General features: G+C 44.6%; 20 protein-coding genes. 11 read left to right on the top strand and 9 right to left on the bottom strand.

Going from position 1 to position 26,997, the window contains the following annotated elements; genetic code table 11:
• Positions 1-61 precede the first annotated feature (61 nt).
• From ispG to CJD36_RS06335, 3 genes are all read right to left on the bottom strand, one after another.
• Entirely contained in the window at positions 62-2,041 is a 1,980-nt protein-coding gene (gene ispG, locus CJD36_RS06325) for a (E)-4-hydroxy-3-methylbut-2-enyl-diphosphate synthase (RefSeq protein ID WP_105038294.1), read from the bottom strand.
• 122 nt (positions 2,042-2,163) lie between these two features.
• Positions 2,164-3,441 carry a S41 family peptidase gene (locus tag CJD36_RS06330; RefSeq protein WP_161499226.1) on the bottom strand — a complete coding sequence of 426 codons (1,278 nt, stop codon included), beginning with the start codon at positions 3,439-3,441 and terminating at the stop codon, positions 2,164-2,166.
• Between the two features lie 153 nt (positions 3,442-3,594).
• Positions 3,595-4,005: a hypothetical protein gene (locus CJD36_RS06335; RefSeq protein WP_105038296.1), complete on the bottom strand. Its 411-nt coding sequence runs from the start codon at positions 4,003-4,005 to the stop codon at positions 3,595-3,597.
• Between the two features lie 378 nt (positions 4,006-4,383).
• Here CJD36_RS06335 and CJD36_RS06340 point away from each other — a divergent pair, with 378 nt between their 5' ends.
• The 6 genes from CJD36_RS06340 (at position 4,384) to CJD36_RS06365 (ending at position 14,781) form a co-directional block, all read left to right on the top strand.
• A complete protein-coding gene (locus CJD36_RS06340; protein ID WP_105038297.1) occupies positions 4,384-8,424 on the top strand; it encodes a PKD domain-containing protein in 4,041 nt (1,346 codons plus the stop codon).
• Between the two features lie 505 nt (positions 8,425-8,929).
• On the top strand, positions 8,930-10,402 hold the full coding sequence (locus CJD36_RS06345; protein ID WP_105038298.1) for a lipid II flippase MurJ: 1,473 nt from the start codon (positions 8,930-8,932) through the stop codon (positions 10,400-10,402).
• A gap of 76 nt (positions 10,403-10,478) precedes the next feature.
• Entirely contained in the window at positions 10,479-10,949 is a 471-nt protein-coding gene (locus CJD36_RS06350) for a hypothetical protein (RefSeq protein WP_105038299.1), read from the top strand.
• A gap of 204 nt (positions 10,950-11,153) precedes the next feature.
• Positions 11,154-12,239: a peptide chain release factor 1 gene (gene prfA, locus CJD36_RS06355; RefSeq protein ID WP_240609312.1), complete on the top strand. Its 1,086-nt coding sequence runs from the start codon at positions 11,154-11,156 to the stop codon at positions 12,237-12,239.
• 168 nt (positions 12,240-12,407) lie between these two features.
• Positions 12,408-13,304 (top strand): Wzz/FepE/Etk N-terminal domain-containing protein, encoded by an 897-nt coding sequence (locus tag CJD36_RS06360; protein WP_105038300.1) that lies wholly within the window; start codon positions 12,408-12,410, stop codon positions 13,302-13,304.
• Between the two features lie 4 nt (positions 13,305-13,308).
• Positions 13,309-14,781, top strand: coding sequence for an O-antigen ligase family protein (locus CJD36_RS06365; RefSeq protein ID WP_105038301.1), 1,473 nt, complete (start codon positions 13,309-13,311; stop codon positions 14,779-14,781).
• A 254-nt stretch (positions 14,782-15,035) separates the two neighbouring features.
• Here CJD36_RS06365 and CJD36_RS06370 read toward each other — a convergent pair whose 3' ends face one another.
• Complete coding sequence (locus CJD36_RS06370) at positions 15,036-15,935, bottom strand: DnaJ C-terminal domain-containing protein (protein WP_105038302.1); 900 nt, start codon at positions 15,933-15,935, stop codon at positions 15,036-15,038.
• Positions 15,936-16,348: 413 nt separating this feature from the next.
• The gene (locus CJD36_RS06375) at positions 16,349-16,843 is read right to left on the bottom strand and encodes a TlpA family protein disulfide reductase (RefSeq protein ID WP_105038303.1); all 495 of its coding nucleotides are present in this window, start codon (positions 16,841-16,843) and stop codon (positions 16,349-16,351) included.
• Between the two features lie 94 nt (positions 16,844-16,937).
• On the opposite strand from CJD36_RS06375, the gene CJD36_RS06380 reads away from it, so the two are divergent.
• The 3 genes from CJD36_RS06380 (at position 16,938) to CJD36_RS06390 (ending at position 20,650) form a co-directional block, all read left to right on the top strand.
• Positions 16,938-18,524: a DUF6029 family protein gene (locus tag CJD36_RS06380; protein WP_105038304.1), complete on the top strand. Its 1,587-nt coding sequence runs from the start codon at positions 16,938-16,940 to the stop codon at positions 18,522-18,524.
• A 352-nt stretch (positions 18,525-18,876) separates the two neighbouring features.
• Positions 18,877-19,377, top strand: a complete 501-nt coding sequence (locus tag CJD36_RS06385) for an NADPH-dependent FMN reductase (RefSeq protein ID WP_105038305.1) — start codon at positions 18,877-18,879, stop codon at positions 19,375-19,377.
• A 22-nt stretch (positions 19,378-19,399) separates the two neighbouring features.
• Positions 19,400-20,650, top strand: a complete 1,251-nt coding sequence (locus CJD36_RS06390) for a metallophosphoesterase (protein WP_105038306.1) — start codon at positions 19,400-19,402, stop codon at positions 20,648-20,650.
• 103 nt (positions 20,651-20,753) lie between these two features.
• Here CJD36_RS06390 and CJD36_RS06395 read toward each other — a convergent pair whose 3' ends face one another.
• A complete protein-coding gene (locus CJD36_RS06395; protein WP_105038307.1) occupies positions 20,754-20,975 on the bottom strand; it encodes a hypothetical protein in 222 nt (73 codons plus the stop codon).
• Between the two features lie 180 nt (positions 20,976-21,155).
• Here CJD36_RS06395 and CJD36_RS06400 point away from each other — a divergent pair, with 180 nt between their 5' ends.
• Entirely contained in the window at positions 21,156-21,671 is a 516-nt protein-coding gene (locus CJD36_RS06400) for an ExbD/TolR family protein (RefSeq protein WP_105038308.1), read from the top strand.
• Between the two features lie 334 nt (positions 21,672-22,005).
• Complete coding sequence (locus CJD36_RS06405) at positions 22,006-22,800, top strand: energy transducer TonB (RefSeq protein WP_161499227.1); 795 nt, start codon at positions 22,006-22,008, stop codon at positions 22,798-22,800.
• Positions 22,801-23,027: 227 nt separating this feature from the next.
• Here CJD36_RS06405 and CJD36_RS06410 read toward each other — a convergent pair whose 3' ends face one another.
• The 3 genes from CJD36_RS06410 to guaA all read right to left on the bottom strand — a co-directional run bounded on the left by CJD36_RS06410 (position 23,028) and on the right by guaA (position 26,992).
• The gene (locus CJD36_RS06410; protein WP_105038310.1) at positions 23,028-23,690 is read right to left on the bottom strand and encodes a phosphatidylserine decarboxylase family protein; all 663 of its coding nucleotides are present in this window, start codon (positions 23,688-23,690) and stop codon (positions 23,028-23,030) included.
• 126 nt (positions 23,691-23,816) lie between these two features.
• A complete protein-coding gene (locus CJD36_RS06415) occupies positions 23,817-25,361 on the bottom strand; it encodes a hypothetical protein (protein WP_161499228.1) in 1,545 nt (514 codons plus the stop codon).
• Between the two features lie 89 nt (positions 25,362-25,450).
• A complete protein-coding gene (gene guaA / locus CJD36_RS06425; RefSeq protein ID WP_105038313.1) occupies positions 25,451-26,992 on the bottom strand; it encodes a glutamine-hydrolyzing GMP synthase in 1,542 nt (513 codons plus the stop codon).
• Positions 26,993-26,997 lie beyond the last annotated feature (5 nt).

The raw sequence follows: 26,997 nt of genomic DNA on the forward strand, positions 1-26,997 counted from the left end.
TCAGTATATAATAATTTTCAGTTCAAGAATTTTTTTCGCCTTTCTTTCTACAGGCATTAAGCTATTCCTGTTCTACCCAAGCACCATGTTCCTTCAGCAGGCCTATCAGCTCATCTACAGCTACTTCGCTGGGTACGTTCTTTTTCATTACGTCCTTGCTTTTGTAGAGCGTTATCTTGCCAGGGCCGCTGCCTACATAGCCGAAGTCGGCATCGGCCATCTCGCCAGGGCCATTTACTATGCAACCCATGATGGCTATTTTCACACCCTTCAGGTGATTGGTGGCAGCGCGTATCTTGGCGGTAGTTTCCTGTAGGTCGAACAGGGTGCGGCCGCAACTTGGGCAACTGATGTATTCGGTTTTGCTGATGCGGGTGCGCGTGGCCTGCAGTATAGAGAACGCAGTGTTGTTGAGGAACTGCTCATTGCTCTTTACTTCCAGGTAAGTGCGCCCCGTCATCTGTGTGCTCTCGGGTTGTGCGTGATGGTTGGCCAACCAGGTACCGTCGCCAAACCCATCGAGTAGCAAGCCGCCTGCTTCTGTAGCAAAGTGTATCAATTGTTCGTCGACTGTTTTATCGGTGCTATCTACACGCAGTATTAACGGGTTTTGTATACCCAGACTCATTAGTAAAGCTATAAAGCTACGCGCCGGCATAATGCCTTTGCCTCTGCTTCTATGTGCCACTACTACGGCTTTAGTATCAGGCTTCAGCAGGTCGAATAACTGTGCATCGTAGTTGTCTACATCAACGGCTACAAAATGAATAGAATCTACCGATGCCATACCATTCATATACTCATGCTGGGTAAACAGGGGGTGATATTTCAGCGGGTCTATTGCCGTATTCCATGTGGCAGTATCACAGATCACCTGTAGTGTACCGGGTAATGCGAAATCTACTTTTCTGTTACCGGTATAAATATAGTCTGCTGCACCATCGCCAATGTTCCACTTGTCTGATTCTTCGTTATAAGTATAGCCAATAGACTCAAGGCTCTTAGTGGTAATGTCAACGCCACTCATATCTGCCACAACAACAGGCACGTGACCTATGCCAATATGCTGCACGGGTGCGCTCTGCCTGCGGCTATATTCAAATGGGTTGTATGGCAGTATGATCTTATTTTCAGGAACTATGATGCCCTGTGGGCGGTTACTATACCGCTTCACTATATCCTTGCATACCGGCATCTCAAATTCCGGGTCTTCGGTTAGTGATACCCTTATGGTATCGCCTATGCCATCCTCCAACAGTGTGCAAATGCCTATAGCACTTTTTATACGGCCGTCTTCACCGTCACCGGCTTCAGTAACGCCAAGGTGTAGCGGATAACATTCTCCAAACTCTTCGTCCATCTTCTGCACCAGTAGCCGGTATGCCTGCACCATTACCTGCGGGTTGCTGCTCTTCATGCTGAGGATGATCTGGTGGTAACTCTCATCGCGGGCTATCCGCAGAAACTCCATAGCACTTTCAACCATGCCTATCGGTGAGTCGCCATAGCGGCTCATGATACGGTCGCTGAGCGAGCCGTGGTTGGTGCCTATGCGCATGGCAGTACCATGTTCCTTACATATCTTCACCAGCGGTGTAAACCGCTTACGGATATGGTCTATTTCCTCTGCATATTCCGCATCGGTATACTCTATAAAATCAAACTTCTTTTTGTCTACATAGTTGCCTGGGTTCACGCGCACCTTTTCTACTATGCGGGCAGCTATTTCAGCAGCATTGGGGGTAAAGTGTATATCTGCTATCAGGGGAGTATCATATCCTCTGGCGCGCAGTTCATTCTTTATGTTGCGCAGGTTCTCGGCCTCATTTTTACTGGGAGCTGTTATGCGCACCAGTTCTGCACCGGCTTCTATACAACGAATGGTTTGCGCCACGGTGGCGGCAGTATCCATAGTGTCGGTAGTCGTCATGGTCTGTATGCGAATAGGGTTATTATTCCCCAATAGCAATCCACCAATAGCTACCTCGCGGGTAGGCAATCTCTTATAATCTGTAAGCGATACACAATACTGTTGCAGCATAGAAGACAAAGTTAATTGAAAATGGGCTTCAATAGAGTTGAGTATTAACAGTCATTAACCATCAATAATTGAGAATTAACAGAAATATCTGTTTCTGTTAATGACATATATTGAAATGTAGTTTATTTCGCTTTCCCCTGCAGCACAGCCATCGCCCTATCCAGTGCCACATCTCTGCCCGTGACCGGTGTTTTAGTATAGTCTATAACAATGTCTGGCACAAACTGCTCGCGTGGAGTGCCGTTTACATGGTAGAGCCGCTCTGCGGGGAATGAATAATGGATATGCGTATTGGGTAATTCATAAGGGTAGGTGGCACCGCAGAGGCGGGCGAGGGGAGTGCCAATGATCTTTGCTTTTGTTGTTGCTGAGAAGCCGATAGTGATACCTTCTGCTATGCTGCCGGTAAAGTGGTCGGCCAGTACTACCAGTGGTTTGTTGTAATATTTGCCCGGCCTGGGCGATACTATTTCTACCCAGCTGCGCTGTATGCCGGTTTGTTTTCCTTCAGCATACAGTTCATGCTTCTGGTAAAATTGTTCCTTATTGGTAAACCAGCCCAGTATGGCACGGGCAACGGTGGTATTGCCACCACTTGGTGTTTCGCGAAGGTCTAGTACCAGTCCACTAGTCCCCAGCATGGTTTGCATTACGCTGTCCAGCACTGGGATCATGTCATTGTCTCCGAGACAGTTGTTGAGTTTTACATAACCGATGTTACCCATTATCTTGCCCTCTACCATGCTGCCATAAGTGTAATGTTCGCCCGTTAGTCCGTTCCACTGACCATGGCCGGTCCACACATCGGGCGTGTATTCCTTTATTTTTCCTGATTGATCCTTTAATGTAAATTTCAGGTCCTGGTCGTGCGTGCCTGCCATAGCCACGTTCAGGGCATAGTTCCGGGCAGCAGCGTCCACAGTTTTCAAAGACTTGCCTACATAGCGTTGAATTGCTTTTTCTACAGGTATACCATTAATGGCTATTACCTCCATACCTGCGGTTACGTATGCATGCTCGGAAGCAAAGTCCTGTCTCACTTCTGTTATTATCGGTTTCCCGTCAATATATTCTGCCCATACTTCACTGCCAGATGGTACCAACCGGGCAGAGTTCATATTATTGGTGTTGAGCCCCGCGTGGTGGTCATATATTTCGGTAAAAACATCTTCCAGCAGGCTTACAAAGGATGCCCGTGAGCTAACGGTGTCTACGCGTGGTGAATAGATCTCTTTCACTTTTGCCCAGTCGGTCTGCTTCTTATTGAAATAGCAATAGTCCTCGTCTATCGACTTCCAGAAGTAGTTGAAATCTTCTTTGTACTGGGCGGATGTGAATTGCTGCTGTGCCTGGGTTGCAGAGCCCACAATAAAGAGTAACAGTGTAAATAGTTGTTTCACGGTCTTTAGCATTAAGGAATGTAAAGATAAGTGATCGATACATGTCCCGAAATTTGTTAGCCAACATATCTTTACCGAGAAACAAAAAAGTGCGATCCAATCCTACTTTTAATGTAGACTGGATCGCACTTTATATTATTGCAGGTGTTTTCTTTAAATAGATGCAGAGCGGTTGTAGTGCTCTCCAACAAAACGTGTAGCTTCTTCTTTGCTTAATGTATCAGTCACCTTAATCTCCTCGCTTGTGTTTTTCAGGCTCTTATTCTCCTGTATTTCTTTCTGCAGCTCAAATTTAGATGACGATGGCCCAAATATCAGGATGTTGTTGGGATGTTCTATTTTACCCATAATTGCTTTACAGAATTTTTTCAGGAACTCATTTTCGCGGTTCTGCACGTGTAACTGACGGCTCTGGTCTGTGCTGCCTTCTATGTCGCTGGCTTTAAATTGCTCTGTATCTTCTTCCAGCAGCGCTTCCTGCACGCCATGTGGCAGAGATATTATAAATGCATTCTTGTGATCCATATAGATCCCGTAATCGACCAAATTATTTTCTGTTGTCATATTTATATTTAAAAGCTACTGAACACCAGTAAAGCCCCATTTTTAAAATTGCAGTATAAAATATAATCTATAACATACAGACTACTAATAAGTATGGTGTAATAACCGTGCCGTGGGGCAAAAGACCGATACTTGCTATATTAGATAGACATTAAAATCATCTACAGCTTAATTATTAACTCAAACGCCACATCACCCAACGCAATTCAACTGTTTAACCGTCTATTAATAATGACTGAAACAATGCCATTACTCATTGAAATATTTATTTATATTTTAAATGATAGGTGATTTTTTTGTTATAGAATTATTACTATTTAATCCCTATATTTGAGTTTCCGGTTAGTTATTAGCAAAGTTTTAAGAAAAAATATCCTTATGAGGAAAAAAGTACTCCTTTCTTTGATTATCAGCTTATTCAGCCATTTTGCATGGGCGCAAGTAGATATTTACGTTCCATCGGGCACTGATACTACTGTTTGTAATGGAGCACCGTTGACATTGCAGGCGGTCAATAACGGTTATGTAGCAACTACAGGAACCTCCCTGAGTGACGATATATACTCTGCTGTATTGCCGATTGGCTTTTCGTTTAATTATTATGGCACTACCTATACAAACATGGTTGTTTCATCAAATGGGTACGTAAGTTTTAACACAGGCTCGAGCGGTGCTTTTTCTCCGTACACAGTCACCGGGTCACCCATTCCGTCAAATACGGCAATGAGAAACGGCATTGCAGGTGTGTATTGCGACCTCCTGTTCCCAACATTTTTTGGCTCGGGTTGTGGAACATGGTCTTATGGGGTATCTGGTACGGCACCTTATAGAAAATGTATTGTGCAGTTCTGCGGAGTGTGCCATTACTCTTGTTCAGGAACACCTGGTGTTTCATTTCAGATCATGATGTATGAAACAACAAATATTGTTGAGATCCACACAGGAAAGAAACTTACGTGCTTTTCAGTAAACTCCATACAGGGTATTGAAGGCCCTACAGCTGGCGTAGGAACATTTGTACCGGGCAGAAATGCAGCTTTATGGTCTATTACTACGCCCGATGCCTACCGATTCACTCCAGATGCTACGCTTTCTACCTATGCGTTGTCAAGTATTCCATACAGTCCGGTACCAGCAACTACAGCAACGATCTACTGGTATGCCGGTTCTACTTATCTTGGATCAGGCACATCGATGGTCGTTAACCCATCTGTACCAACGACCTATACGGCTGCTGCAGTAACTTGCGGCGACACATCAAGAGACATGGTGGGTGTGATAATTGGTACAGGCCCGGTTATTACTTCTATTACATCTACCAGCCCTACGGTGTGTGGCATCTGTGACGGTACCGTTACTCTACATGGTCTTGTACCGGGATCATCGGACACTATCAAATATTACCTGGGTGCAGTGTTGCAACCTGTGGTAGTAGCAGTGCCTAACGCAGCGGGAGATGTAACCATCACAGGGCTATGCGCGGGTACTTACACCAATTTCACTTCAAAGGTTGGCTATTGTACATCAGCACCTTATGCGTCTGTAACCGTTGCTGCGCCACCATTTACTGCAGGACCGGTAACTTCTGTAAATCCAACTGTTTGTGGTATCTGCGATGGATCTATTTCTATATCAGGATTGGTGTCGGGTTACTATGATACTGTGAATTACTGGAAGAATGGTGTTCCACAATCGCCGCTGGTTTTGTATGTTGGCGCTTCGGGAGTTATTACTTTCGGTAGTCTTTGTGCCGGAAGCTATACCAACATTACCGTAAAAATGAATAATTGTACTGTAGCGATACCTGATGTTACACTTACTAATCCTTCATTCACTATTTCATCAGTTACCTTCACCAATCCTACCGTTTGCGGTGGATGTGATGGCACCATAACTATCTCCGGTCTTGTACCAGGGTACTTCGATACCATACGCGTTACCCGCAATGGTGTACCTCAGCCAGCGGTAGTATTGCCTGTAAGTGCAGCAGGCACGGTGACGTTAACCAACATGTGCGACGGTGCGTATACATCAATAAGTGTGAAGATGAATAGCTGTATTGCTACCGGCACTGACGTTACCCTTACCAATCCTGCATTTGCAGTAGCTACGGTTACCTTTGTTAACCCAACTGTATGCGGTATTTGCGACGGTTCGATAACATTAACAGGTCTGGTTCCCGGCCACTATGACACCGTGAATTATATTAAAGATGGTGTAGCGCAACCGCCACTGGTATTCTTTGTAACGGCCACCGGCAACATAACCCTTACTAATCTTTGCGCGGGCAACTATACAGGCATTACTGTAAAGATGAATACCTGCACTACCGCTGCGGTAACCGCAACACTTACCAATCCTTCATTTACCATATCATCAACATCGAGCACCAACCCAAGTGTGTGCGGTGCGTGCGATGGTACGATAACTATAAACGGACTGATACCGGGTTACTCAGATACTGTGCGCTTTATAAAAGATGGCACTCCGGGCACACCGGTTGTACTAGTGGTACCTGGCTCGGGCACAATAGTATTGACCGGCTTGTGTGCAGGTGTTTATACCAACATCAACGTAAAGATGAACAGCTGTGTCACACCTTCAGTAGGCCCTATCACGCTGAGCAATCCTTCGTTTGCGATCACTGATACGTCATCAACTAATGCATCTTGCTCGGCTTGTGATGGTACATTTACTATCTATGGCCTTACACCTAACCAGAGTGTGACCATCAATTACAGCTACAACGGCGTACCTCAACCGCCATACGTAACCACATCATCTGCAAGTGGCACGGTAACCCGTACAGGCCTTTGTCCAGGCTCTTACAGCAACATTACCGCCAGGCTGAATACATGTATATCCAATGCGGTGGGCACAATTGTGATCTCTGCCCCACCATTGATACCTATATGGATAGAGTCTGTAACACAACCTACAGAGTGTGGCGTATGTAATGGTCGCATTGTTATAAAGGGTGCACCTCCGGGACCGATAGATACCATCTTCTATTCACTGAATGGTGTACCTCAGCCTCCGCTGTTATACTCATCTGCACCGGATAGTACCATTACACTGTATAATCTTTGTGCAGGCACGTATACCAACTTCTTTATTAAAGTTGGCCCATGCCCTACTACAACCATTAACACACCTACAGTGTTGGCAGCACCGGCCCTGTTTGCAGGTTTCTCTTCGATCTTTACTATGGGCTGTAATTTTGACGTGGCCACATTTACCAACAGTTCCTACAATCCGGGCGGCAGTCTTTGGTATGTATGGGATTTTGGCGATGGCGTAACAGATACTAACAGAAATCCAACACATGTGTACAACACACAGGGTACATTCCATATAGTACTAACGATCACTAACCACTTCTGTACACAAACGCATGATACTACTGTGATACTCAATCACAACGTGTCGGCATCATTTACATCAGATACGGTAGTTTGCCAACACAGGCCGATAACGTTTACCAATGCGAGCACCGGCACACCACTACCACTGAGCTATAGCTGGTCATTTGGAGATGGAACGTACAGCAACACTACCGACCCTACGCATACATATGCAAATGCAGGCACGTATACAGTGCGCCTGATAACGGGCAATACTATACCGTGCTATGACACCTTCTACAAATCTATATTCGTAGACACCGCAAGTCCATTATCCATAAGCCTTACGGACACAGTATTGTGCCGCTCTACATATGTGACCATGACGGGTAATTTTACTAATGTAGGTTACACAGGCATTACCTGGAATTTTGGTGATGGCGATAGTGTGAAGGATGTAAACCCTGTAGTATATGCCTATCACAATACGGGTACGTTTGTATTGACATCAAGCGTCACCTTCAGGATATGCCCTACATTAACTACCAGCCGTATTGTAACAGTGTTACCACAGCCTGTGATCAACCTGGGTAGTGACACCATCATATGCCCCGGAAGCGAGACACTGGAACTTGCAGACATGGTCAACGCCGGGAACTCAGCGGCATCGTGGTTGTGGAATACAGGCCAGACCACCTATAACATTTATGTGTCTACACCGGGCGGCTATCAGGCTACAGTTACTATAGGTAATTGCTCGGCCACTGACTCGGTAACTATAGGTGAAGATTGCTTCATGAGCATGCCAAACATATTTACACCAAATGGTGACGGTATCAATGACTACTTCTATCCACGCCAGTTCCTGAGCAGCGGGTTGACGAAGTTCAAGATGGATATTTATAACCGTTGGGGTCAGCTGATCTTCACCACCAATAGTGTTGACGGCAGAGGATGGGATGGTCTGTATAATGGCGAAACTCAGCCACAGGGCGTGTTCGTCTACATTATAGATGCAACCTTCAGAGATGGTAAGAAGGAGCACCACCAGGGTAATGTTACTTTGTTGAGATAATAAATTAGCATGATAATCGTTATAACAGAGCCGGGACATTGTTCCGGCTCTGTTGTTTATGTGGGGAGGATGCAGGCAGATTTGACAACTTTTGAAAAGTTGTCAAATCTAATGGGACAGTGGGATGTCGTTTAACAGTCATCAGGGCAAAGTCATTACAAAAAGCGAAGTGTGCCTATCCAGACATGCGATACCTTCGGCATCGTTTCTCAATTTGTAAGTCATTTTGCTATAAACATCTGATACCTTCGGCATCATGACATGGTGTTAGTGCAATAACTAAATGACATTACCCTTCAGGGCTGCCAGTTTGGGATCGCTTTTAGTTCACAGGGTAAAACCGTGTTGTAACATGGGTGGCTCCTTGTGCGCCCGGTATTGTTGCAGAGTGGTCATAGCGTGGGCAACCGCAAGGGATTGCGCCAACGATTTGATCAATCAGGCATTGGGGCATTAATTTTCACATTTCCCTATTAGTCACATTTTCACATTATTTTTGCCCCGCATGCGCCGTTTCTTTGTCAAGAACATCATTTTTATAGTTGCGATAAACATACTGGTAAAGCCGGTATGGGTGTTCTTTATAGATAGAGTTGTTCAGAACAGAGTACCGCATGGCGACTATGGTACTTACCAGGCGTTACTGAGTCTGGGTATCATCTTCCAGATAGTACTTGACTTTGGCATTACCAGTTATAATAGCCGCACTATTGCCAGAGATCCCGATCAGCTACCCACTGTATTTCCGGCAATGTTATCGGCAAGGCTGGTGCTGATGGGCTTGTATATGCTGCTGGGATATGGATGGGGATGGCTGCTTGGATACAGAGGCTGGGAGCTGAACCTGCTGCTGGGTATATTACTGTTTCAATCACTGACATCATTGCTGGCATTTATACGCAGCAACATAGCTGCACTACACCGGTTTAAAACAGACGGCATACTCTCCATAACAGACAGGCTTATGATGGTGGTGATCTGCGGGTTCCTGCTCATTTACCCACCAACAGCACATAGCTTTAAGATAGAGTGGTTTGTGATCACACAGGCGGCGTGTTATTTTATTACCGCCGTTATAGCTTATATAGTATTGCGCCGAATCTCTAATGTAAAGCTGAAGTTCTCCTTCCACCTGCCAACAGTGATGAGTATCATCAGGCAGAGCCTGCCCTATGCCATACTTATCTTCCAGATGAGTATCTACAACCGTGCAGATGCTATGATGATAGAGCGTATGTGCGCTGATGGAAAGACACAGGCAGATATATGGGCATCGGCTTTCCGTCTGCTGGACATGGTGAATATACTGGGGCTGATGTTTGCCACCATGTTGCTCCCTATGTATGGCCGTATGCTATCGACCAAACAAGATGTACAGCCTATAGTAAAACTGTGCGCCAACCTGCTGCTGCCGCTGTCGTTTGTAGTTGCTGCCGCGGGCATATTCTTTAGTGGTGATATTATGCACCTGCTTTATAAAGGAGCCAACGAGAGCAATCTGCATGAATACAGAATGGTCTTCTCCTGGCTGATAGCGAGCTTCCCTGCATGGTGCCTGATGTATATCTACAGCACCCTACTTACCGCTAACGGCGATCTTAAAATACTCAACTACATAGCCTTTGGTGGTGTGGTCATTAACCTGTCGCTCAACTTCTATCTTATTCCTCACTTTAGTGCTACAGGCGGCGCTATAACCTCATTCATTACACAATCTTCACTAGCCATAGCCTTTGTAATTGCGTGCACCAAGGTGTTGAAACTGCAAACAAATGTGAAATGGATAATGGCGTTGATGGGCTACCTGGTTATAGTAGTGGGACTTGCATATGGAATAATTAACTGGTTACCAGCGATGTGGCTGATTCAAGCTAGTGTATTCTTTATCAGCTGTTTACTCTTTATGTTTATTTTCAGGTTTGTTTCAATAGCCGGAGTTAAGCAATTGATGAACAGAAATAATGCTGAAAACGAGTAGTTTATGACGGTTTTTGCTTAAATTGTAGTTGATAAAATACTATTGCCTATCTATCTCTACAAAATACTGCTGGCCTATGAGCTACAATTTGACCAAGAAAATATTCAGCGATGCCGACTTTGACAATATGATCTGGCACGATTGCACTATCTATAAAGTGCGCCTTACTGAAGACCTGGAAATGGATATAGACTATATCCTGCAATGGAATGAACCTGAAATGCAAGGCTTTCCATTTACCTACTGGGTAGCACCTGCAACGCTTGTGTTCAAGAAGATAAAGAACTTCAGGTTTGAGTTTGATGCTACCATGCTGGACCCCATAGAGATAGAGGACATAGAACAGGAACAGACGAAGCACGGATTGAAGTGGACCATCATTACGCAGCAAGGCGATGCGGAATTTATGTGCGAAGGTTTTGAACAATACATCCGCCAGGAGCCTTTCTGCCAGTTTGCACAGGCCATAACGATGAGCGAACGTAATGGTATATGTCTTGAAAGGATCACCAACCAGGTGAATCCACATAGGATGAAGTTGAATTGAGTATTAAGTGAAAAGTGAAAACCTAAAAGTACCCGTAAAACCTTTTTGTTTTGACTTTTTACTTTTGACTTGCCTCCTCACATATTCAAAAAACAAAATAAGATTATATAGCATTTAAAAAGTAACTTTGCACACTTTATAAAAATACGGGCGAGGTACACCTGTGTTTTTTTATAAGGTGTTATTTTTTTATTTGAATACCCGATGAGCTCAATTATAGAAAAGACGGAAGCGATAGAGGCCAGGTTTAACGACCTGGGTGTGGCGCTTACCAACCCTGAGATAGTTACAGACAACAAGCGATTCTCGCAGGTAAGTAAAGAATACCGCAAGCTGGAAGGCATTGTAGCTGTGAACAAAAAATACAAGAACTGCCTTGACAGTATTGCCTTTGCACGTGAAGTACTGGAGACCGAAAGCGATGACGACCTCCGTACCATGGCCAAAGATGACCTGGAAACACTGGAAGTACAGAAGGAAGAACTGGAGGACGAGATACGCAAGCTGCTGATACCAAAGGATCCGCAGGATGAAAAGAACGCGATACTGGAAATACGTGCAGGTACCGGTGGTGACGAAGCCAGCTTATTTGCCGGCGACCTGATGCGTATGTATATGCGCTATTGCGAACGCAGGGGCTGGAAAGTATCTCTTGTTACTGAAACGGAAGGTAGCGCGGGTGGATACAAAGAAGTGCAGCTGGAAGTAGTCGGTGAAGATGTATATGGCATCATGAAGTTTGAGAGTGGTGTACACCGCGTGCAACGCGTACCGGATACTGAAGCCAGTGGTCGTGTGCATACATCAGCAGCTACAGTAGCTGTGATGCCTGAGGCTGAAGAAATAGACTTTGAACTGAAAGACAGCGACCTGAAGATGGAAACCGCACGAAGCGGCGGTGCGGGTGGACAGAACGTAAATAAGGTAGAAACCAAGGTTATATTGACCCACGTACCAACCGGCACGGTAATTACATGCCAGACGGAACGTTCCCAGCTCGGCAACCGTGAAAAAGCCACCAATATGATGCGTACACGGTTGTATGAAGAGCAGGTGCGCAAGCAGGAAGATGAGATATCGAGAAGGCGTAAGAGTCTTGTAAGCAGCGGAGACCGCTCTGCCAAAGTGCGTACTTATAACTATCCGCAGGGCCGCGTTACGGATCACCGTATCAATATGACCATCTACAACCTGGATGATTTCATGAATGGAAACATACAAGAAATGATAGATGCGCTTCAGTTTGCCGAGAATGCAGAAAAGATGCAGGCGGGGGAAACGGTGATTTAAGTAAAAACTTAAAAGTGAAAAGTAAAAAGTGTATGCTGTATTTGACAATTGCCTAGCAGGGTACATAATAGACACCTACACTGGGAGCAATAAAGGAGGCGTATATGCGTTTAGACGTAGGCTAATTCCTTGTATCACAATAATTAATTGAAATAATCATAAGCAACAATGTCAACACCATCTTTTGATCTCATTGATGTTATAAAAACCATCCAGAAGCAGAGAAAGGTCATCATCATCATAACTGCGATAGCATTAGCGTTGGGTGGTATCTTTTTTGCTATGAAAAGGAAGAAATTCAAGGCTTCATCGCACTTCCTGGTGAACAATCCACTTTATGGAGATCGTAATACATTGTTCAGAAATTATGAACAGCGCTATGTAGATTACTTTGGTGGTGATGATGACCTGGACAGGGTAACGGCATTGTTGAATTCTGATACTGTAAAAGATAGGATCATCCGTAATTGCCAGTTCCAGATAGTGTATAATAATGACATCAATACAGAAAAGGGGCATGCATTCCTGATGGGTGTGTTTGACAAGAACTTTAATGTAAAGCGTTCGGAATACAAGGAGCTGGAAGTAAGTTATATCGCTTATGACTCAGTTACTGCAGCCAATGTGGCCAACATGAGCGTGAAGGTGTGCGAGGAAGCTTTCCGCAACTACTATACTTCTATGAAGCTGGGCATGGCTAAATCTATAGGCGACAAACTGAAGCAAATAGACAGCACCATTAATGTTTGTACTGACTCCTTAGTGCATATGGAAGCAGCGGGTGGTGCCAAGAGCGCTGAGAGTGCTAAAACACTCCGTGCTACCAAAGACCAGCTGGCTTTGGACAGAGCACGATATGTGTCTATCATCAACGAATTTGAAGCCACTACCAATAGTGCGATGAATTACCTGAAGGTGACCACACGCGCTATTCCACCTACCTCACCTATAGGACCATCTTTGATGACGGTGCTGATGGTAGCAGGATTCCTCGGTTTGTTTGGCGGTGTATTGCTGGTGTTGGTACTTGCTTATTATAACAGGCTAATGAACCACCCCCGCTAAGCGAATGGACCTGATCCTGAAAAATAAATGGCTGAGTACCGCAATACTATCTGTGTTATTTCTCACGGTAGCATTGTTTGCCTATACGGGTAGTTTCCTCGTATTGGCGGCTCCGTTTGGTTTGTTTTTCGCAGTGCTGCTGGGCCTTAACTGGAAGACAGCGTACTGGATATTCCTTTTTACTATTCCTTTTTCTATACAGATCAGTTTTGCCGGTGATAGTATGTCGCTGACGCTACCCGACCAACCCCTGATGTGGTGCCTGCTGGGATTGTTTATAGTGATGCTGGCAAGAAACCCTAACATGATGCCGCAATGGTGGTGGAGGGATAAGATCGTGTTTATATCTGCACTGCAATTTTTATGGCTGATAGTGGCTGTGGTATGCTCGCAGATGCTGTTCTTCTCCATAAAATTTTTACTGGTAAAGACTTGGCTGGTGGTATGTTTCCTTATGCTGCCTGTGTTTATCTTCCGAGAGAAAAAGGATTTTATACTTGGTTTTAAATTGCTGCTGATACCTACTTTGATCACTGTTATTATCATCCTGATACACCATGCCATGCTTGGATTCAGGTTTGAGAAGGTGCAGCGGTCGCTGGCTTTCCTGGGGCAGAGTTTATATTACAACCACGTAGATTATTCCTCTGTTACGTCAATGCTGTTTCCGCTGATACTGGTGGCGTATTCATTGACGAAGAAACGTAGCTGGGCTACGAGAGGAGGCTTGCTACTGATCATAGCCATATTTATAGCAGGCATCATCTTCGCGCAGACACGTGCTGCATATATAGCAGTATTCTTTGGTATTGCCGTAGGTATAGCCATCAGAATGAAGCTGGTGAACTTTATTATGCCGGCCATTTATGCGTGCATCATCTTGCTGTTTTGCTACATGGTGCCGAACAATAAGTACATGGCCTTCCGCCCCGACTATAACAAGACCTACATGCATAAGGAGTTTACGGACCACCTTATAGCTACGTTCAGGGGTAAGGATATGTCGAGCATGGAGCGTGTGTATAGGTGGATAGCCACAGTGCGCATGAGTACAGATTATCCATGGACGGGTGTCGGGCCGCGTGCGTTTTACTTTTATTACAAACCATATGCGGTAAGCTCATTCCAGACGTATGTGAGCCGCAACAAAGAACAGTCTACTACACACAACTATTACCTGTATATGCTGGCAGAACAGGGTTACCCTGCTATGCTGTTGTATGCCCTGCTGATACCGGTGTTATTTGCCAAAGCGCAGAAAGTGTATCATAGATTCAAAGACAAATTCTGGCGGGCAGTAACAATTGGCCTTGCCATGACGATAGCCGCGGGCTTTATCAACAACTTCTTCTCTGAGTTGATAGAGACCCATAAGGTGGGCGCACTGTTCTATATTCCGGTAGCCTTGCTGATCATCCTGGATCAGAAGAGTAAGGTGATGGAAAAGGAAGATGTGGGTGATGTGGTGATTGGGTGAATCAAAGATTCACGATACCTTTGTCTGAACCTTGATTCGCCTGATTAAATGATAGGCTATGATCCCCGAAGAAAGCGATTCTTGCACATTTTATTAATACAAAGTGATAGGCTAACTCACTCTACAGCTTTTACATTCGCGTCTGACGGTGTTATTCACCCAGTCGCTGTGGAGACGCAAAATCTTGCGTCTCTACAAACGTATAAAGGGCGAGTTCGAAAGGTGTAACTGCTGTAGAATAGGGTATTTTTGGGTTAGCTATTCAATGCTCTCAATTGTTCAAACAACTCCTTTTGTTTATCAGCAAGGTTGGTAGGTAGTAATACTTTTAATGTTACGTAGAGATCGCCGAAAGTTTCGGCTTTGCCATATACGGGCATACCTTTGCTTTTGATGCGGATGGTTTTGGTGGCTTGAGTACCGGCTGCTATCTGCACCTTTACCTGGCCGGTAAGTGTTTCTACCAATGTTTCGCCGCCCAGTACTGCTGTATACAGGTCTATCTCGTGGTTGGTCTTAAGGTTATCTCCTTCGCGGGTGAACCTGTGGTGCGGACGTACTCTTACATTAACGAACAGATCGCCTGCTGTGGCGGGTGTGCTGCCTGCACCACCCTTTCCTTTTATGCGTAGTTGCTGTTCATCGTAAGCGCCGGGTTTGGTGCTTATTCGAAGCTTTTCATTTTCCAGTTGTATTACACGGGTAGTGCCATAGTAGGCCTCTTCCTGGGATATTTCAAATTCGGTCTGCAGGTCCTGGCCTTTGCGGGCTCTTTGCCTGCCACCACCACGGGCACCACCTCCCCCTCCGAAGAACTGCTCGAAGAAGTCGGAGAAGTCGCCACCACCACCGCCGAAGCCGCCGCTAAATCCGCCGCCGCCACCAAATGGATTACCGCCACCACCTGGCTGTCCGCCCATGTTCTCGTATTGTTTCCAGTTAGAACCCAGTTCGTCGTATTTCTTTCTCTTTACGGGGTCGCCGACAACGTCATTGGCCTCGTTAATTTCTTTGAATTTCGCTTCAGCGTCTTTGTTGTCGGGATTTTTATCGGGGTGGAATTTCAGGGCGAGTTTGCGGTATGCCTTCTTGATCTCTTCCTGAGTTGCCTTTTTATCTACGCCTAGTGTTTTATAATAATCTTTGTATTCCATGGGTAATCTATTTCTTTATGTGGCCCGTTATGGGCTTATTGTCGCGTATCATCAGAGTAATACATGCTTATTAAAACATGCGATACCTTCGGCATCGTTTCTATGATGATTGATATTAACTATAGACATGTGATGCTTTCGGCATCATTACCGTTGCTAGCTCAATAATTATTCTATCACCATAAAATTACTCTATTCACGGCAATCATGCATGATGATAGTCATTATTAAAACTGTACCGCCGTTCTGTGTAGCCTAACCCCCAGCCCTCTCAAAGGGAGAGGGAGAATAATGTCCACGCTATTGCGTGGCGTTAAAGCAAAATTCATTTGTGTCAATTTGAATACACCGTAATAGCAAAGCGGGTATCTCATAGAGACACCCGCTTGTATTATTTAATGATATCCGGCTGATTATTTTGCAGCAGCCAGTTCTTTTACCTTCTTGAAAACTTCGGCTTCGCCACCTTCTTCATAACCGATATGGCTGAAAGCGATCTTACCATTCTTGTCTATAATAACGGTAAACGGTACAGACTGGAAGTTAAGGGAACGCTTAAGGTCTGAGTTCACATCGATATAGAAAGAGAAGGTCCAACCCTGAGATACTGCATATGTGCGGGCAATACCTTCTGCACGAACTTCATCTATAGATACGGTCACATAATTGAAGTCTGCTTCCTTCTTCCATGCAGGCAATGCTGCGGAAATGTTCTTGATCTCTTTCTTGCACGGGATACACCATGTAGCCCAGAAACTGATAACAGTTACCTTTCCTTTTTCCACTACATCATTGAACGCGAGCTTCTTTCCTGAGTTAAGATCTTTGATCTGAGTCTTAGGAAGATCCTGCGCGTGGAGATTGATAGCTAAGAAGAGACCGGCCACTGCCAAAAGTAATTTTTTCATAAATACCTGATTTTAATTGATTGTAAGCGAAAACTCTGCCAAATTTGTAAATTGCATACAATTTCCGAAAAAAATTAACAATTCAACGTAAATAATGAACAAAGCGCTCTATTTATTTCTGTTGACCTGCCTACCGGCAGGTTTATTTGCACAAGGCACCCTTTCGGGCGACTTGCAGACCAATCTCAACCTCTTTCAGAAGGATGAAAAGATAGGCGCATCTAACAACCCGCTATACGACAACTACCTGACGGGTAGTGAAGCGTGGCTGAGTACCCGTTACAACGTTAATGACTGGACCTTCAACCTAAGACTGGATGCCTTCAGCAATTCTAATTTGGCCAATCCTACACAGGCGCTTACAGGCTACGGTGTGGGTGCTTTCAGCGTAACTAAAGAAATGGATGATGTTACCGTAACAGTTGGTAATATATATGACCAGATAGGTAGCGGCCTTTTATTCCGCTCTTATGAAGACAGAGGGCTGCTGATAGACAACGCACTGATAGGATTGGAGATCAAGTACAAGCTGGGTAAGGACATTCAGCTGAAAGGTTTTGGCGGACAGCAAAAGTTCAGGTTTGAACGATATGCGCCGATAATAAAGGGCTTTAATGCCGAGGGTAGCTATGCAGTGGGCAAAGCCAACTTCATGCCGGGTATTGGCATTGTGAACCGTACCCTGGATGAGACATCAATGCTGAAGATAGCATCCAACATCAATACCTATGATCTGTCTAAGCGTTTTGAACCAAGGTGGAACAACTACCTGATGAGTGTTTACAACACCATTAACTACAAAAGCTTTTCATGGTACATAGAGGGTGCGTACAAGACCCACGAAGCCATACCTGATACCAATGCAGCTGGAGCACTGGTAGACAGAGCAGGTAATGTGGTGTTTACTACCATCAACTATGGTAAGAAAGGGTTTGCAGTGAATGTATCTGCAAAGCGCACTGAAAATTTCTTTAACCGCACTTCTCCCAATGAGTCTTTGCTCAATGGCATGGTGAACTGGCAGCCGGTTGTAGCCCGCCAGAGACCAGAAAGGCTGATGAGTCGTTATACACCTGCATCTCAGGACTTGTCTGAAATGGCGACCACAGTAGATGTATTGTATACACCTAGCGATAAAACCAGCTATACATTTACCTACACTAATATAGACAAGCTGGACAAAAGCAAACTGTACAGAGAGCTGTTTGGCGAGATAGTATATGAAGGGGTAAAGAACTGGAAATTTGAAGGTGGTATTCAGTACATGGAGTACAACATGACCGTGTACCGCACCAAACCACAACCATTCCTGTTTGCTGTTACTCCTTTTGCAGAGGTTACTTACCTGATCAATGATCATAAATCGCTCCGCTTTGAGGCGCAGTATATGAACACCAAGCAGGATTACGGATCATGGGTGTTTTTCCTTTTGGAATATAACCTGGCTCCTAAGTTCTCTATCTCGGCATCAGACATGTATAATTTCGACCCTAACTACAGCAACAGCGATGTTAAGGGTGCATACCACTACCCTACTATATATGGCGCATTTACCAAGGGACCTTCGCGCTTCTCAATTGCCTACGTAAAGCAGGTGGCAGGTATCAATTGCACCGGTGGTGTATGTCGTTATGAGCCGGCGTTCAGCGGTGTGAGAACTACGTTCTCTACAAGGTTCTAGTTTAAGTGAAAAGTCAAAAGTTAAAAGTGGTTCTTCAATAGCATAATATTTATGCCCTCGCTGATGCGGGGGCATTTTTTTTGTGCTTGGGGACACGTTTGTTGCTGAACAGGGGTGAACCCAGCCCCTAGATTGGTCTGTTTATTCACCTCTAAGAGAACCGGCGCGATGTGCCGGTCGGGAGACCGGCGGCCACTCGAACGTAGACAGAGTCTACGCTCAGCGCTTATGTGTAAATAATACCGCCAACAGGACGTTAAAATAAGTATTGGATATGGTGCAATAGAAAAATGTATTATGAGGGAATGAGGGAAAGGAGGTAATTTTCCGGCCTTAATTGAAATTACAATTGATGACAACAATTATAGCAGGCACCAACAGGGCTGACAGCATGACCTTAAGAACTGCCAGGCTCTACTTTGACATACTGAAGGAACTGGGAGAAAATGTGAAGCTGCTATCGCTGGAAGGAAAGGAAGTGTGGGAACGAGGTGCATCTATGCTGGCACTGGAGCAGGAATATCTGATTCCGGCTGAAAAGTTCATTTTTATCATGCCTGAGTACAATGCAAGTTTCCCCGGCATATTAAAGGTAATGATGGACAACACCGATATAAAGAAGGTATGGTGGTACAAAAAAGCGCTGTTAACGGGCATATCTGATGGCCGGGCAGGTAATCTCCGCGGAATAGAGCACATGACCAGCATACTGCACTATATGAAAGTAAACGTACATTACAACAAATTGGTACTTTCGCGCATAAAAGAAGAGATTGGCAAAGACGGCAGCGTTATGAAACCGGAAACGGAAAATAATATCCGCCAGCAGATCGCCGACTTCATTAAATTCTAAGCATCCACTTACAGTATAGTTTATGGCCACTCGTTTTATTATTATCCTTTGCCTGCTTGGCCTTGCCGAGTTTTACAGTTATATACTGGTACGCTCTATAGTAAAGGATCTTTCCCCTGCATGGCGCACAGGTATCACCATAGCGTATGTTACGTTTACCCTGGTATGCTGGCTGGGTTTTGTATTCATCCGCCAATTACAATCATCGAGCACGCCGCACCTACTGCGCAATATTTATACAGCAGTGGCACTGGGCATGCTGGTAGCCAAGATACTGGTGCTGCTGGTAATGCTGATAGATGACCTGAGAAGATTGATCACCTCATTGATAGCGGCTGTAGCTTTTCACAACTCACCAACATCTGAAGGCATATCGCAGCCTATAGAGCGCTCTGCTTTCCTGAAGAATACGGCTATTGTGTTGGCTGGCCTTACACTGGGCGGTTTTACACTGGGCATCCGCAACAGGTATAACTACAGGGTACGTAAAATAAAGCTGAGTTTCGCCAATTTGCCTGCCGCATTTAAGGGCATGAAGATCGTGCAGATATCAGACATCCACACGGGTAGTTTTGATAACCACGCAGCTGTAGCACATGGTATAGAAAGGGTAATGGACCAGAAGGCGGACATCATATTGTTTACCGGCGACCTGGTAAATAATGTATCGACCGAGGTAGATGAAAAGTACCATGAAATATTCTCGCGCCTTAAAGCGCCAATGGGCGTATACTCTACCCTGGGCAATCACGACTATGGCGACTATGTACAGTGGCCTACACCCGAAGCGAAAGTAGCTAACCTGGATACGCTGAAACAGATACATGCAAGCATGGGCTGGAAGCTGATGATGAATGAGCATGTGGTGTTTGAACGTGGTGCAGACAAAATAGCATTGGTAGGTATAGAGAACTGGGGTGCTAAAGCCAACTTCCCTAAGTATGGCGATATGACCAAAGCGTATGCCGGGCTGAAAGAAAAGAATGTACCGTTTAAGATACTGATGTCTCACGACCCATCGCACTGGGAGGCACAGGTAAGAAAGGAATATAAAGATGTAGACCTTACCCTGAGCGGACATACACATGGTATGCAGTTTGGTATAGACAGCAAGATATTTAAATGGAGCCCTGTACAATACATCTACAAGCAGTGGGCGGGCATATACCAGGAGGACAATCAGTACCTGTATGTGAACCGCGGCTTCGGCTTCCTGGGCTACCCTGGCAGGTTGGGCATATTGCCGGAGATCACGGTTATTGAGCTTGCATAATTAATGGCTCAATGGCTTAATTGCTCAATGGCTCAATTATCTAATGTGGAAATGTGCTAGTGTGGGAATGTGAAAATGACGTTTGTTGCACCGAAGATAAAACTTACTCGTCAGTTTCTTTTATTTCGTCTTCTGTAAAACCAGCCAATTTCAAAGCCCTTTTTGAATAGCCTCCGGCTCTCATTTCCCGGGCTGTATATCCCATGGCTTTTACAGCCCACGCAGGATATTTACCATTTTTAAATTCTGCTGGTGACACATTATCACTTTTAAATCCACTTGCGATTTTTGTAAATCCCTCTTTAAATTTCTCATTTGGCTCCATGAATATCTATATCTTTCTATTTAAAAATACTCAACATTTTTTATTTGATATACTTCGAGATTATCTCAATCAAATAGAGCATTAAACCATTGAGCCATTAAGCCATTTTCAGATTGAGCCATTCTAAAAAATTTTATGGAATAGTTTGTGCATCTGCATCTTATATGCAAACACACTACTATGGCTGAGATGATACTGCCGCAAAAGAGTGGCAAACGTAAATTACATTCCCTGAAGGTAGATCTTACTCCTATGGTGGATCTGGGATTTTTGCTCATTACTTTTTTCATGCTCACCACTACTCTGGCAAGACCCAATGCCATGGAGCTGAACATGCCTTATGATGGGCCGGTTGACAATCCACCTATCTTTGTGGACGAAGCAACAATTACGCTCATCCCATCCAAAGATCATTCACTGCACTATTACAATGGCTTGTTGAAAAGTCCTGCAGATATGCATGTCGCTACAATGAAAAATGCACGAGCAATTATACTTCGCAAGAAGAGTGAGGTAGCTGCATTACCTTCTTCATTTTCTGCTGACGCACATAAGCTGCATGTGCTTATTAAGCCCGACAAGACCTGCAAGTATGAGGATGTTGTGAGCCTGCTTGATGAGATGAATATCAATGATGTGAGGTACTATGCTATTGTGGATATAACTGCAGAAGATGTGAGTGCGATGGCTCAATGAGGTTGATGCAAGTCGCATAATAAATCTCAAAGAGAACCTGCCCGACACTAGATTGCTTCGTGCCTCGCAATGACGGCATAATTAGTCTCAAAGAGAACCGACCTGATACCCAATGTCGTGGTTCGTCCTTCGACGCAGCTCAGGATGACAGGGCTCACCATGACATTGGGATCAAGAGAAAATCTCCCTGCATGCTTTTTCTATAGCGGACTTCAGCCAATACAACACTAATAAATAAACCTAAAAATATTTTTATGAATTTCTTGTGGAATTGTTTTTCTGCCGCTTCTTATTAATGAACAACAAACACATAAACCTTTTAAAACTAAATTTTATGGACGCGAAAAAATTGCTTGAAGCAGACTATCTCGACATTATTTATGACCACCGCAACAAAGGATATGGCGGATACGAATTGCGTAAAAATTACAGCAGCAGAGTAAGGAAAGGTGTAGGGTTTCTGATGCTGGGACTGAGTGCTATTGTGAGCTTTTCATTTGTTAGAATGGAAAAACCGATTACATCTATAACTGTCACTACTACAGTTACCCCACACATCATTGAGGTTGAGCGCAAAGAAAAACCACCTGTAGTACCGCCTAAAAAAGCAGAGACTCCTCCTCCTGCAAAGAGCAAAATAATTACCCCACCGGTAATAACTGATAAGGAAATAGAACCCGACAAACAGATGACAAGGAATGAAGACATGAAGAATTTCAACCCGGGAAAAGCAAACGTAGATAGTGGTGCAGATGGATTGAATCCACCGATAGCAGGCAATAATCCTGGCGGACCGGTAGTAGTAGCCGCGGCCAATGTGCCTGCAATACCTGTATTTGTGGAGCAGATGCCTGCATTTCCCGGCGACATGCAGAGCTACTTATCTAAGAACATCAACTACCCACCTAATGCGCGGGAAGCAGGTATACAGGGAAGAGTAGCCATAACATTCGTAGTGAATGAAGATGGCAGTATTACTAATGCCAAAGTAACACACAGTTTAGGTGCAGGCTGCGATGAAGAAGCGCTAAGGGTAATAAAGGCAATGCCTAAATGGAAGGCAGGTAAGAACAATGGTGTAGCTACAAAGGTGATGTTTACACAGGCAATAAGTTTTAAGCTGGAGTAATGTTAATAATGGCTCAATGAGAAAATGTGGAAATTGAGAATTGAGAATTGATTCGTTGTTAATAGTGTTATTCATAGATTTGACAACTTTGAAAAAAGTTGTCAAATCTGGTTCTCGCAACACAAAAGACACTTGCGCTAAATTACTAATGGAGTTTAATTTAATCTACAAAAAAGACCCGCTGCTACAGTGTAACAGCGGGTCTCCATTTTTGAGTATTGTATGTTTTAGTTGTGGCCGATAACGGTAACAGCACTCTGCACTACATCTCCTATTTTCACATCAAGCTTAGTGCCCAATGGCAGGTAAAGATCTACGCGTGAGCCGAAGCGGATAAAACCGAATTCGTTGTTCTGTTCTACTTTGTCGCCTTCCTTTACATAATAGCAGATACGGCGGGCCAAGGCACCAGCTACCTGGCGCATAAGTATCTCCTGCTTGTCGTTACCGATAACAATGGTGGTACGCTCGTTTTCAGTAGATGATTTTGGGTGCCATGCTACCAGATATTTGCCCGGGTGATACTTCATGTACTTAACAATACCGCTGATAGGATTGCGGTTAACGTGTACATTGAGTGGCGACATAAATACAGACACCTGCAGGCGCTTGTCTTTAAAGTATTCGTTCTCCATTGTCTCTTCTATTACTACCACTTTACCATCGGCAGGACACATGATCTTGTCAACACCGGCAGTATGAACGCGTGATGGCATACGGAAGAAAGAAACGATCCAGAGCCACAGCAAGAAGATGACCAGGTTGACCAACCCTATCAAACCTACCAGTATAGGCGACTGCGGGAAGTACATGTAAGAGGCTATGCCTGTTATCAGCATGATAACGGTAGCCAGGGTAATATATTTGTATCCTTCGCGATGAAGTGTCATGTTCGTTTATTTTAAAGGGGCAAAAGTAAATTAATTCGGGTTAATAAAGTTTATTTGGTTCATTGGTAGATCGTGTTGTGTGGAGACGCAAAATCTTGCGTCTCTACGAACGAATATCTATCGGACTTATTTATTGGTATTAAATCCGGCGCTTTCGTACTTGTGCACGAAGATGTGTTTGTTCTCCATGTAGAGCACGTTTCCTGCAGCATCCCATTGTGGCGCTATCTCGAAATGGGTGAAAGGTGCGATCTCATTATCGTTGTACTGCTTGTTGAAGATAGTACCATGGCGCATGAGCATGTTGGCGTACCAGAACATTGTTTCATAACCACGATAGACCATTTCCTGCGGGCGGCCGCCATACTCCTTCTTAAACACCTTATCTATGTATTGTACAGATGGATTAGCAGGATCAAAGTTAAATGGCTGGGTAACATTGATGCTGAGATTGGGATACATACCAGGCTTACCAATATTAGCCATTGTGCCCCATGAAGGCATACCATACACCTCGAAACGCACATTAGGGAAATCCCTTTTGAATATACGCAGAATGCTATCGGCATACACATTGTCTAACACAGACACTACAATAGTATTAACCCTGGATGTATCGATCATTACAGCAATGTTTTCTTTCTTAGGCAGAGAGTTGCATAAGAGCGGGTTGAACAACTTACGGTTAGCGGTATCGTCGGTGAAGTACTTATACGCGTTGAGATCAGCCGGCAGATAAGTGCGATAAAGCATCAAAGCCTTTCTACCAGCATATCTTTTTTCGAGGTCGGCCGCTATCCATTCGCAATGACTCTTAAGTGAGGGCTGTAGCAGGGTGAAGTATTGATTGTCTTTTATTCCACCATCGGCAGGCGATAAAGCGGAGATGAAATTTACTTGCTTTGCTTTCGCATAAGCAGCAAGCACAGGCACATCTTTAGCCTGTACCGCACCAAGTATCAGATCGGAAGAGTCGAGCATATTTTTGCGCACCAGCATATCGGTCGATTCGAAAAGCGATGATACGTCGTGCACAAAAATATCAATATCGAAATTGGCTTTCTTTAGTGAATCGGCAGCTATCTGTACCCCCTTGTAGAAGTTAAGTCCGGCAACCGCTTTTTCAGGAATATCCTTTACTGCATAGCCATTCTTTACCAGTTCATCAAGGAATAGCGGCGCAAGCACATCTATACGGAAATGCGTCTTTCTCTGAGATGGTGCATATTCAATGTCCGCCCATTTCCTGATGACCATAACAGGCTCCCTGGTTGCTGTAGCAGCAGACTTCCGACTTTTTTTGCCCCCCTTCTTCGACTTGACTTTCTTTTCTTTTGCTGCCTGTTCCTTCTTCTCTTTCTTTTCCTTCTTTTCCTTTTGTTCTTTCTCTCTCTTTTCTTTCTTCTCTCTTTCTTTGCGCTCGTGTTTTTCTTTCTTCTTTAGCTCCTTACGTTCTTTTTTTGTGAGCTCGTGAGATGCATTGCTATCCTGATCTGCACGCAGGTCTTCTTCATTGGTGGCCTCATCTGTATTTTCTACAGACTTCTTTTTGTGGCTTTTGCTTTTATGAGTATGCTTCTTCCGTTTCCAGAATTGTGCTTCAGCATCACCCGCATAGCCCACGGCAAATACGGTCAACAATAAGACGGCAATGAATTTAGACTTTGTCATTAAATAGCTTTTTATAAAACGGACGGACGTTATACACGCCCATCCGTTTGATCCTCATTACACATAAGGACGAGTTATTGAATCAAAATTTATTCCCACTCAATAGTAGCAGGCGGCTTAGAGCTGATGTCATACACCACCCTATTGATCCCTCTTACTTTATTGATGATGTCATTAGATATCTTAGCTAACAGATCATAAGGCAAATGCGACCAGTCGGCAGTCATACCGTCTACAGAAGTTACTGCACGCAGGGCGCAGGTAAATTCATAAGTACGCTCATCGCCCATGACACCCACACTCTGTACAGGCAGCAGTATTGCACCAGCCTGCCATACTTTATGATACCAGCCACTATCGCGCAGGTGCTGAATGTAGATAGCATCTGCTTCCTGCAGCATCTTTACCTTGCTTTCTTCAACTGCACCCAATATGCGGATACCTAAGCCCGGACCAGGGAATGGGTGACGACCAATGAATATCTCATCGATACCTAGTTCGCGACCAACGCGACGAACCTCATCCTTAAACAAAGCACGCAATGGCTCTACCAGAGACAGATTCATGATCTCGGGCAAGCCGCCTACATTGTGGTGGGACTTGATGGTGGCAGACGGACCATGTACAGACATCGACTCAATAACATCGGGGTAAATAGTACCCTGTCCAAGGAAGTTGACATCTTTTATTTTTACGCCTTCTTCATGGAATACTTCAATGAATAAGCGCCCTATTATCTTTCTCTTTTTCTCGGGATCAGAAACACCGGCCAATTCGCGGTAAAAACGCTCGTGAGCATCTATACCCTGCGTATTCAATCCAAGATGTTTGTAACCGTCCAATACCTGCTGGAATTCGTCTTTACGGAGCAAGCCATTATCAACGAATATGCAGTATAGGTTATCACCGATTGCCCTATTAATGAGCATAGCCGCTACCGTAGAATCTACTCCACCGCTGAGGGCCATTACCACTTTGTTATTGCCTACCTGTGCTTTGATACGGGCAACAGTTTCGCCAATGAATGCAGCAGGCGTCCAATCTTGTTTACAACCACAAATATCAACAATGAAGTTCTTCAGTAATTGCCCCCCATCGGTACTGTGCGTTACCTCGGGGTGAAACTGTATACCATACACATCATGTTTGGCGAAATCGGCACCCGACCTGAATGCCGCTACCGGAATATTGTCGGTAGTTGCAATGATATCGAAACCTGCAGGCAGGCTTTTGATGGTATCACTATGGCTCATCCATACCTGAGACTCATCTGCAATGGTAGCAAACAAAGGCGTATGCTTTACATCGCGTAAGTGCGCACGACCATATTCGCGGGTTGAGGACTTACCCACTTCACCGCCATAAAGATGAGCGATAAATTGAGCACCATAGCAAACCGCCAAAACAGGGTAACGCTCAGCCATAGCCTTTACATCGGGCTTTGGTGCTTTAGGGTCATTTACAGAAAAAGGGCTACCCGAAAGGATAATCCCCTTTAAAGTCGCATCGTTCTCAGGGATCGGCTTAGTGCAAGGCTGAATCTCGCAATACACATTGAGCTCACGCAGACGGCGGGCGATCAACTGAGTAAACTGAGATCCAAAATCTAATATTAATATCTTATCGTTCATACAAA

Source organism: Flavipsychrobacter stenotrophus (assembly GCF_002954265.1).
Taxonomy (GTDB): domain Bacteria; phylum Bacteroidota; class Bacteroidia; order Chitinophagales; family Chitinophagaceae; genus Flavipsychrobacter; species Flavipsychrobacter stenotrophus.

Excerpts from the sequence above, each read along its gene's own strand:
- CJD36_RS06415 (WP_161499228.1), bottom strand. The coding sequence starts at position 25,361 with ATGACAAAGTCTAAATTCATTGCCGTCTTATTGTTGACCGTATTTGCC.
- CJD36_RS06350 (WP_105038299.1), top strand. The coding sequence starts at position 10,479 with ATGAGCTACAATTTGACCAAGAAAATATTCAGCGATGCCGACTTTGAC.
- CJD36_RS06400 (WP_105038308.1), top strand. The coding sequence starts at position 21,156 with ATGGCTGAGATGATACTGCCGCAAAAGAGTGGCAAACGTAAATTACAT.
- CJD36_RS06365 (WP_105038301.1), top strand. The coding sequence starts at position 13,309 with ATGGACCTGATCCTGAAAAATAAATGGCTGAGTACCGCAATACTATCT.
- CJD36_RS06370 (WP_105038302.1), bottom strand. The coding sequence starts at position 15,935 with ATGGAATACAAAGATTATTATAAAACACTAGGCGTAGATAAAAAGGCA.
- CJD36_RS06360 (WP_105038300.1), top strand. The coding sequence starts at position 12,408 with ATGTCAACACCATCTTTTGATCTCATTGATGTTATAAAAACCATCCAG.
- CJD36_RS06345 (WP_105038298.1), top strand. The coding sequence starts at position 8,930 with ATGCGCCGTTTCTTTGTCAAGAACATCATTTTTATAGTTGCGATAAAC.
- CJD36_RS06335 (WP_105038296.1), bottom strand. The coding sequence starts at position 4,005 with ATGACAACAGAAAATAATTTGGTCGATTACGGGATCTATATGGATCAC.
- CJD36_RS06395 (WP_105038307.1), bottom strand. The coding sequence starts at position 20,975 with ATGGAGCCAAATGAGAAATTTAAAGAGGGATTTACAAAAATCGCAAGT.
- CJD36_RS06410 (WP_105038310.1), bottom strand. The coding sequence starts at position 23,690 with ATGACACTTCATCGCGAAGGATACAAATATATTACCCTGGCTACCGTT.
- prfA (WP_240609312.1), top strand. The coding sequence starts at position 11,154 with ATGAGCTCAATTATAGAAAAGACGGAAGCGATAGAGGCCAGGTTTAAC.
- CJD36_RS06380 (WP_105038304.1), top strand. The coding sequence starts at position 16,938 with ATGAACAAAGCGCTCTATTTATTTCTGTTGACCTGCCTACCGGCAGGT.
- CJD36_RS06375 (WP_105038303.1), bottom strand. The coding sequence starts at position 16,843 with ATGAAAAAATTACTTTTGGCAGTGGCCGGTCTCTTCTTAGCTATCAAT.
- ispG (WP_105038294.1), bottom strand. The coding sequence starts at position 2,041 with ATGCTGCAACAGTATTGTGTATCGCTTACAGATTATAAGAGATTGCCT.
- guaA (WP_105038313.1), bottom strand. The coding sequence starts at position 26,992 with ATGAACGATAAGATATTAATATTAGATTTTGGATCTCAGTTTACTCAG.
- CJD36_RS06385 (WP_105038305.1), top strand. The coding sequence starts at position 18,877 with ATGACAACAATTATAGCAGGCACCAACAGGGCTGACAGCATGACCTTA.
- CJD36_RS06405 (WP_161499227.1), top strand. The coding sequence starts at position 22,006 with ATGGACGCGAAAAAATTGCTTGAAGCAGACTATCTCGACATTATTTAT.
- CJD36_RS06390 (WP_105038306.1), top strand. The coding sequence starts at position 19,400 with ATGGCCACTCGTTTTATTATTATCCTTTGCCTGCTTGGCCTTGCCGAG.
- CJD36_RS06340 (WP_105038297.1), top strand. The coding sequence starts at position 4,384 with ATGAGGAAAAAAGTACTCCTTTCTTTGATTATCAGCTTATTCAGCCAT.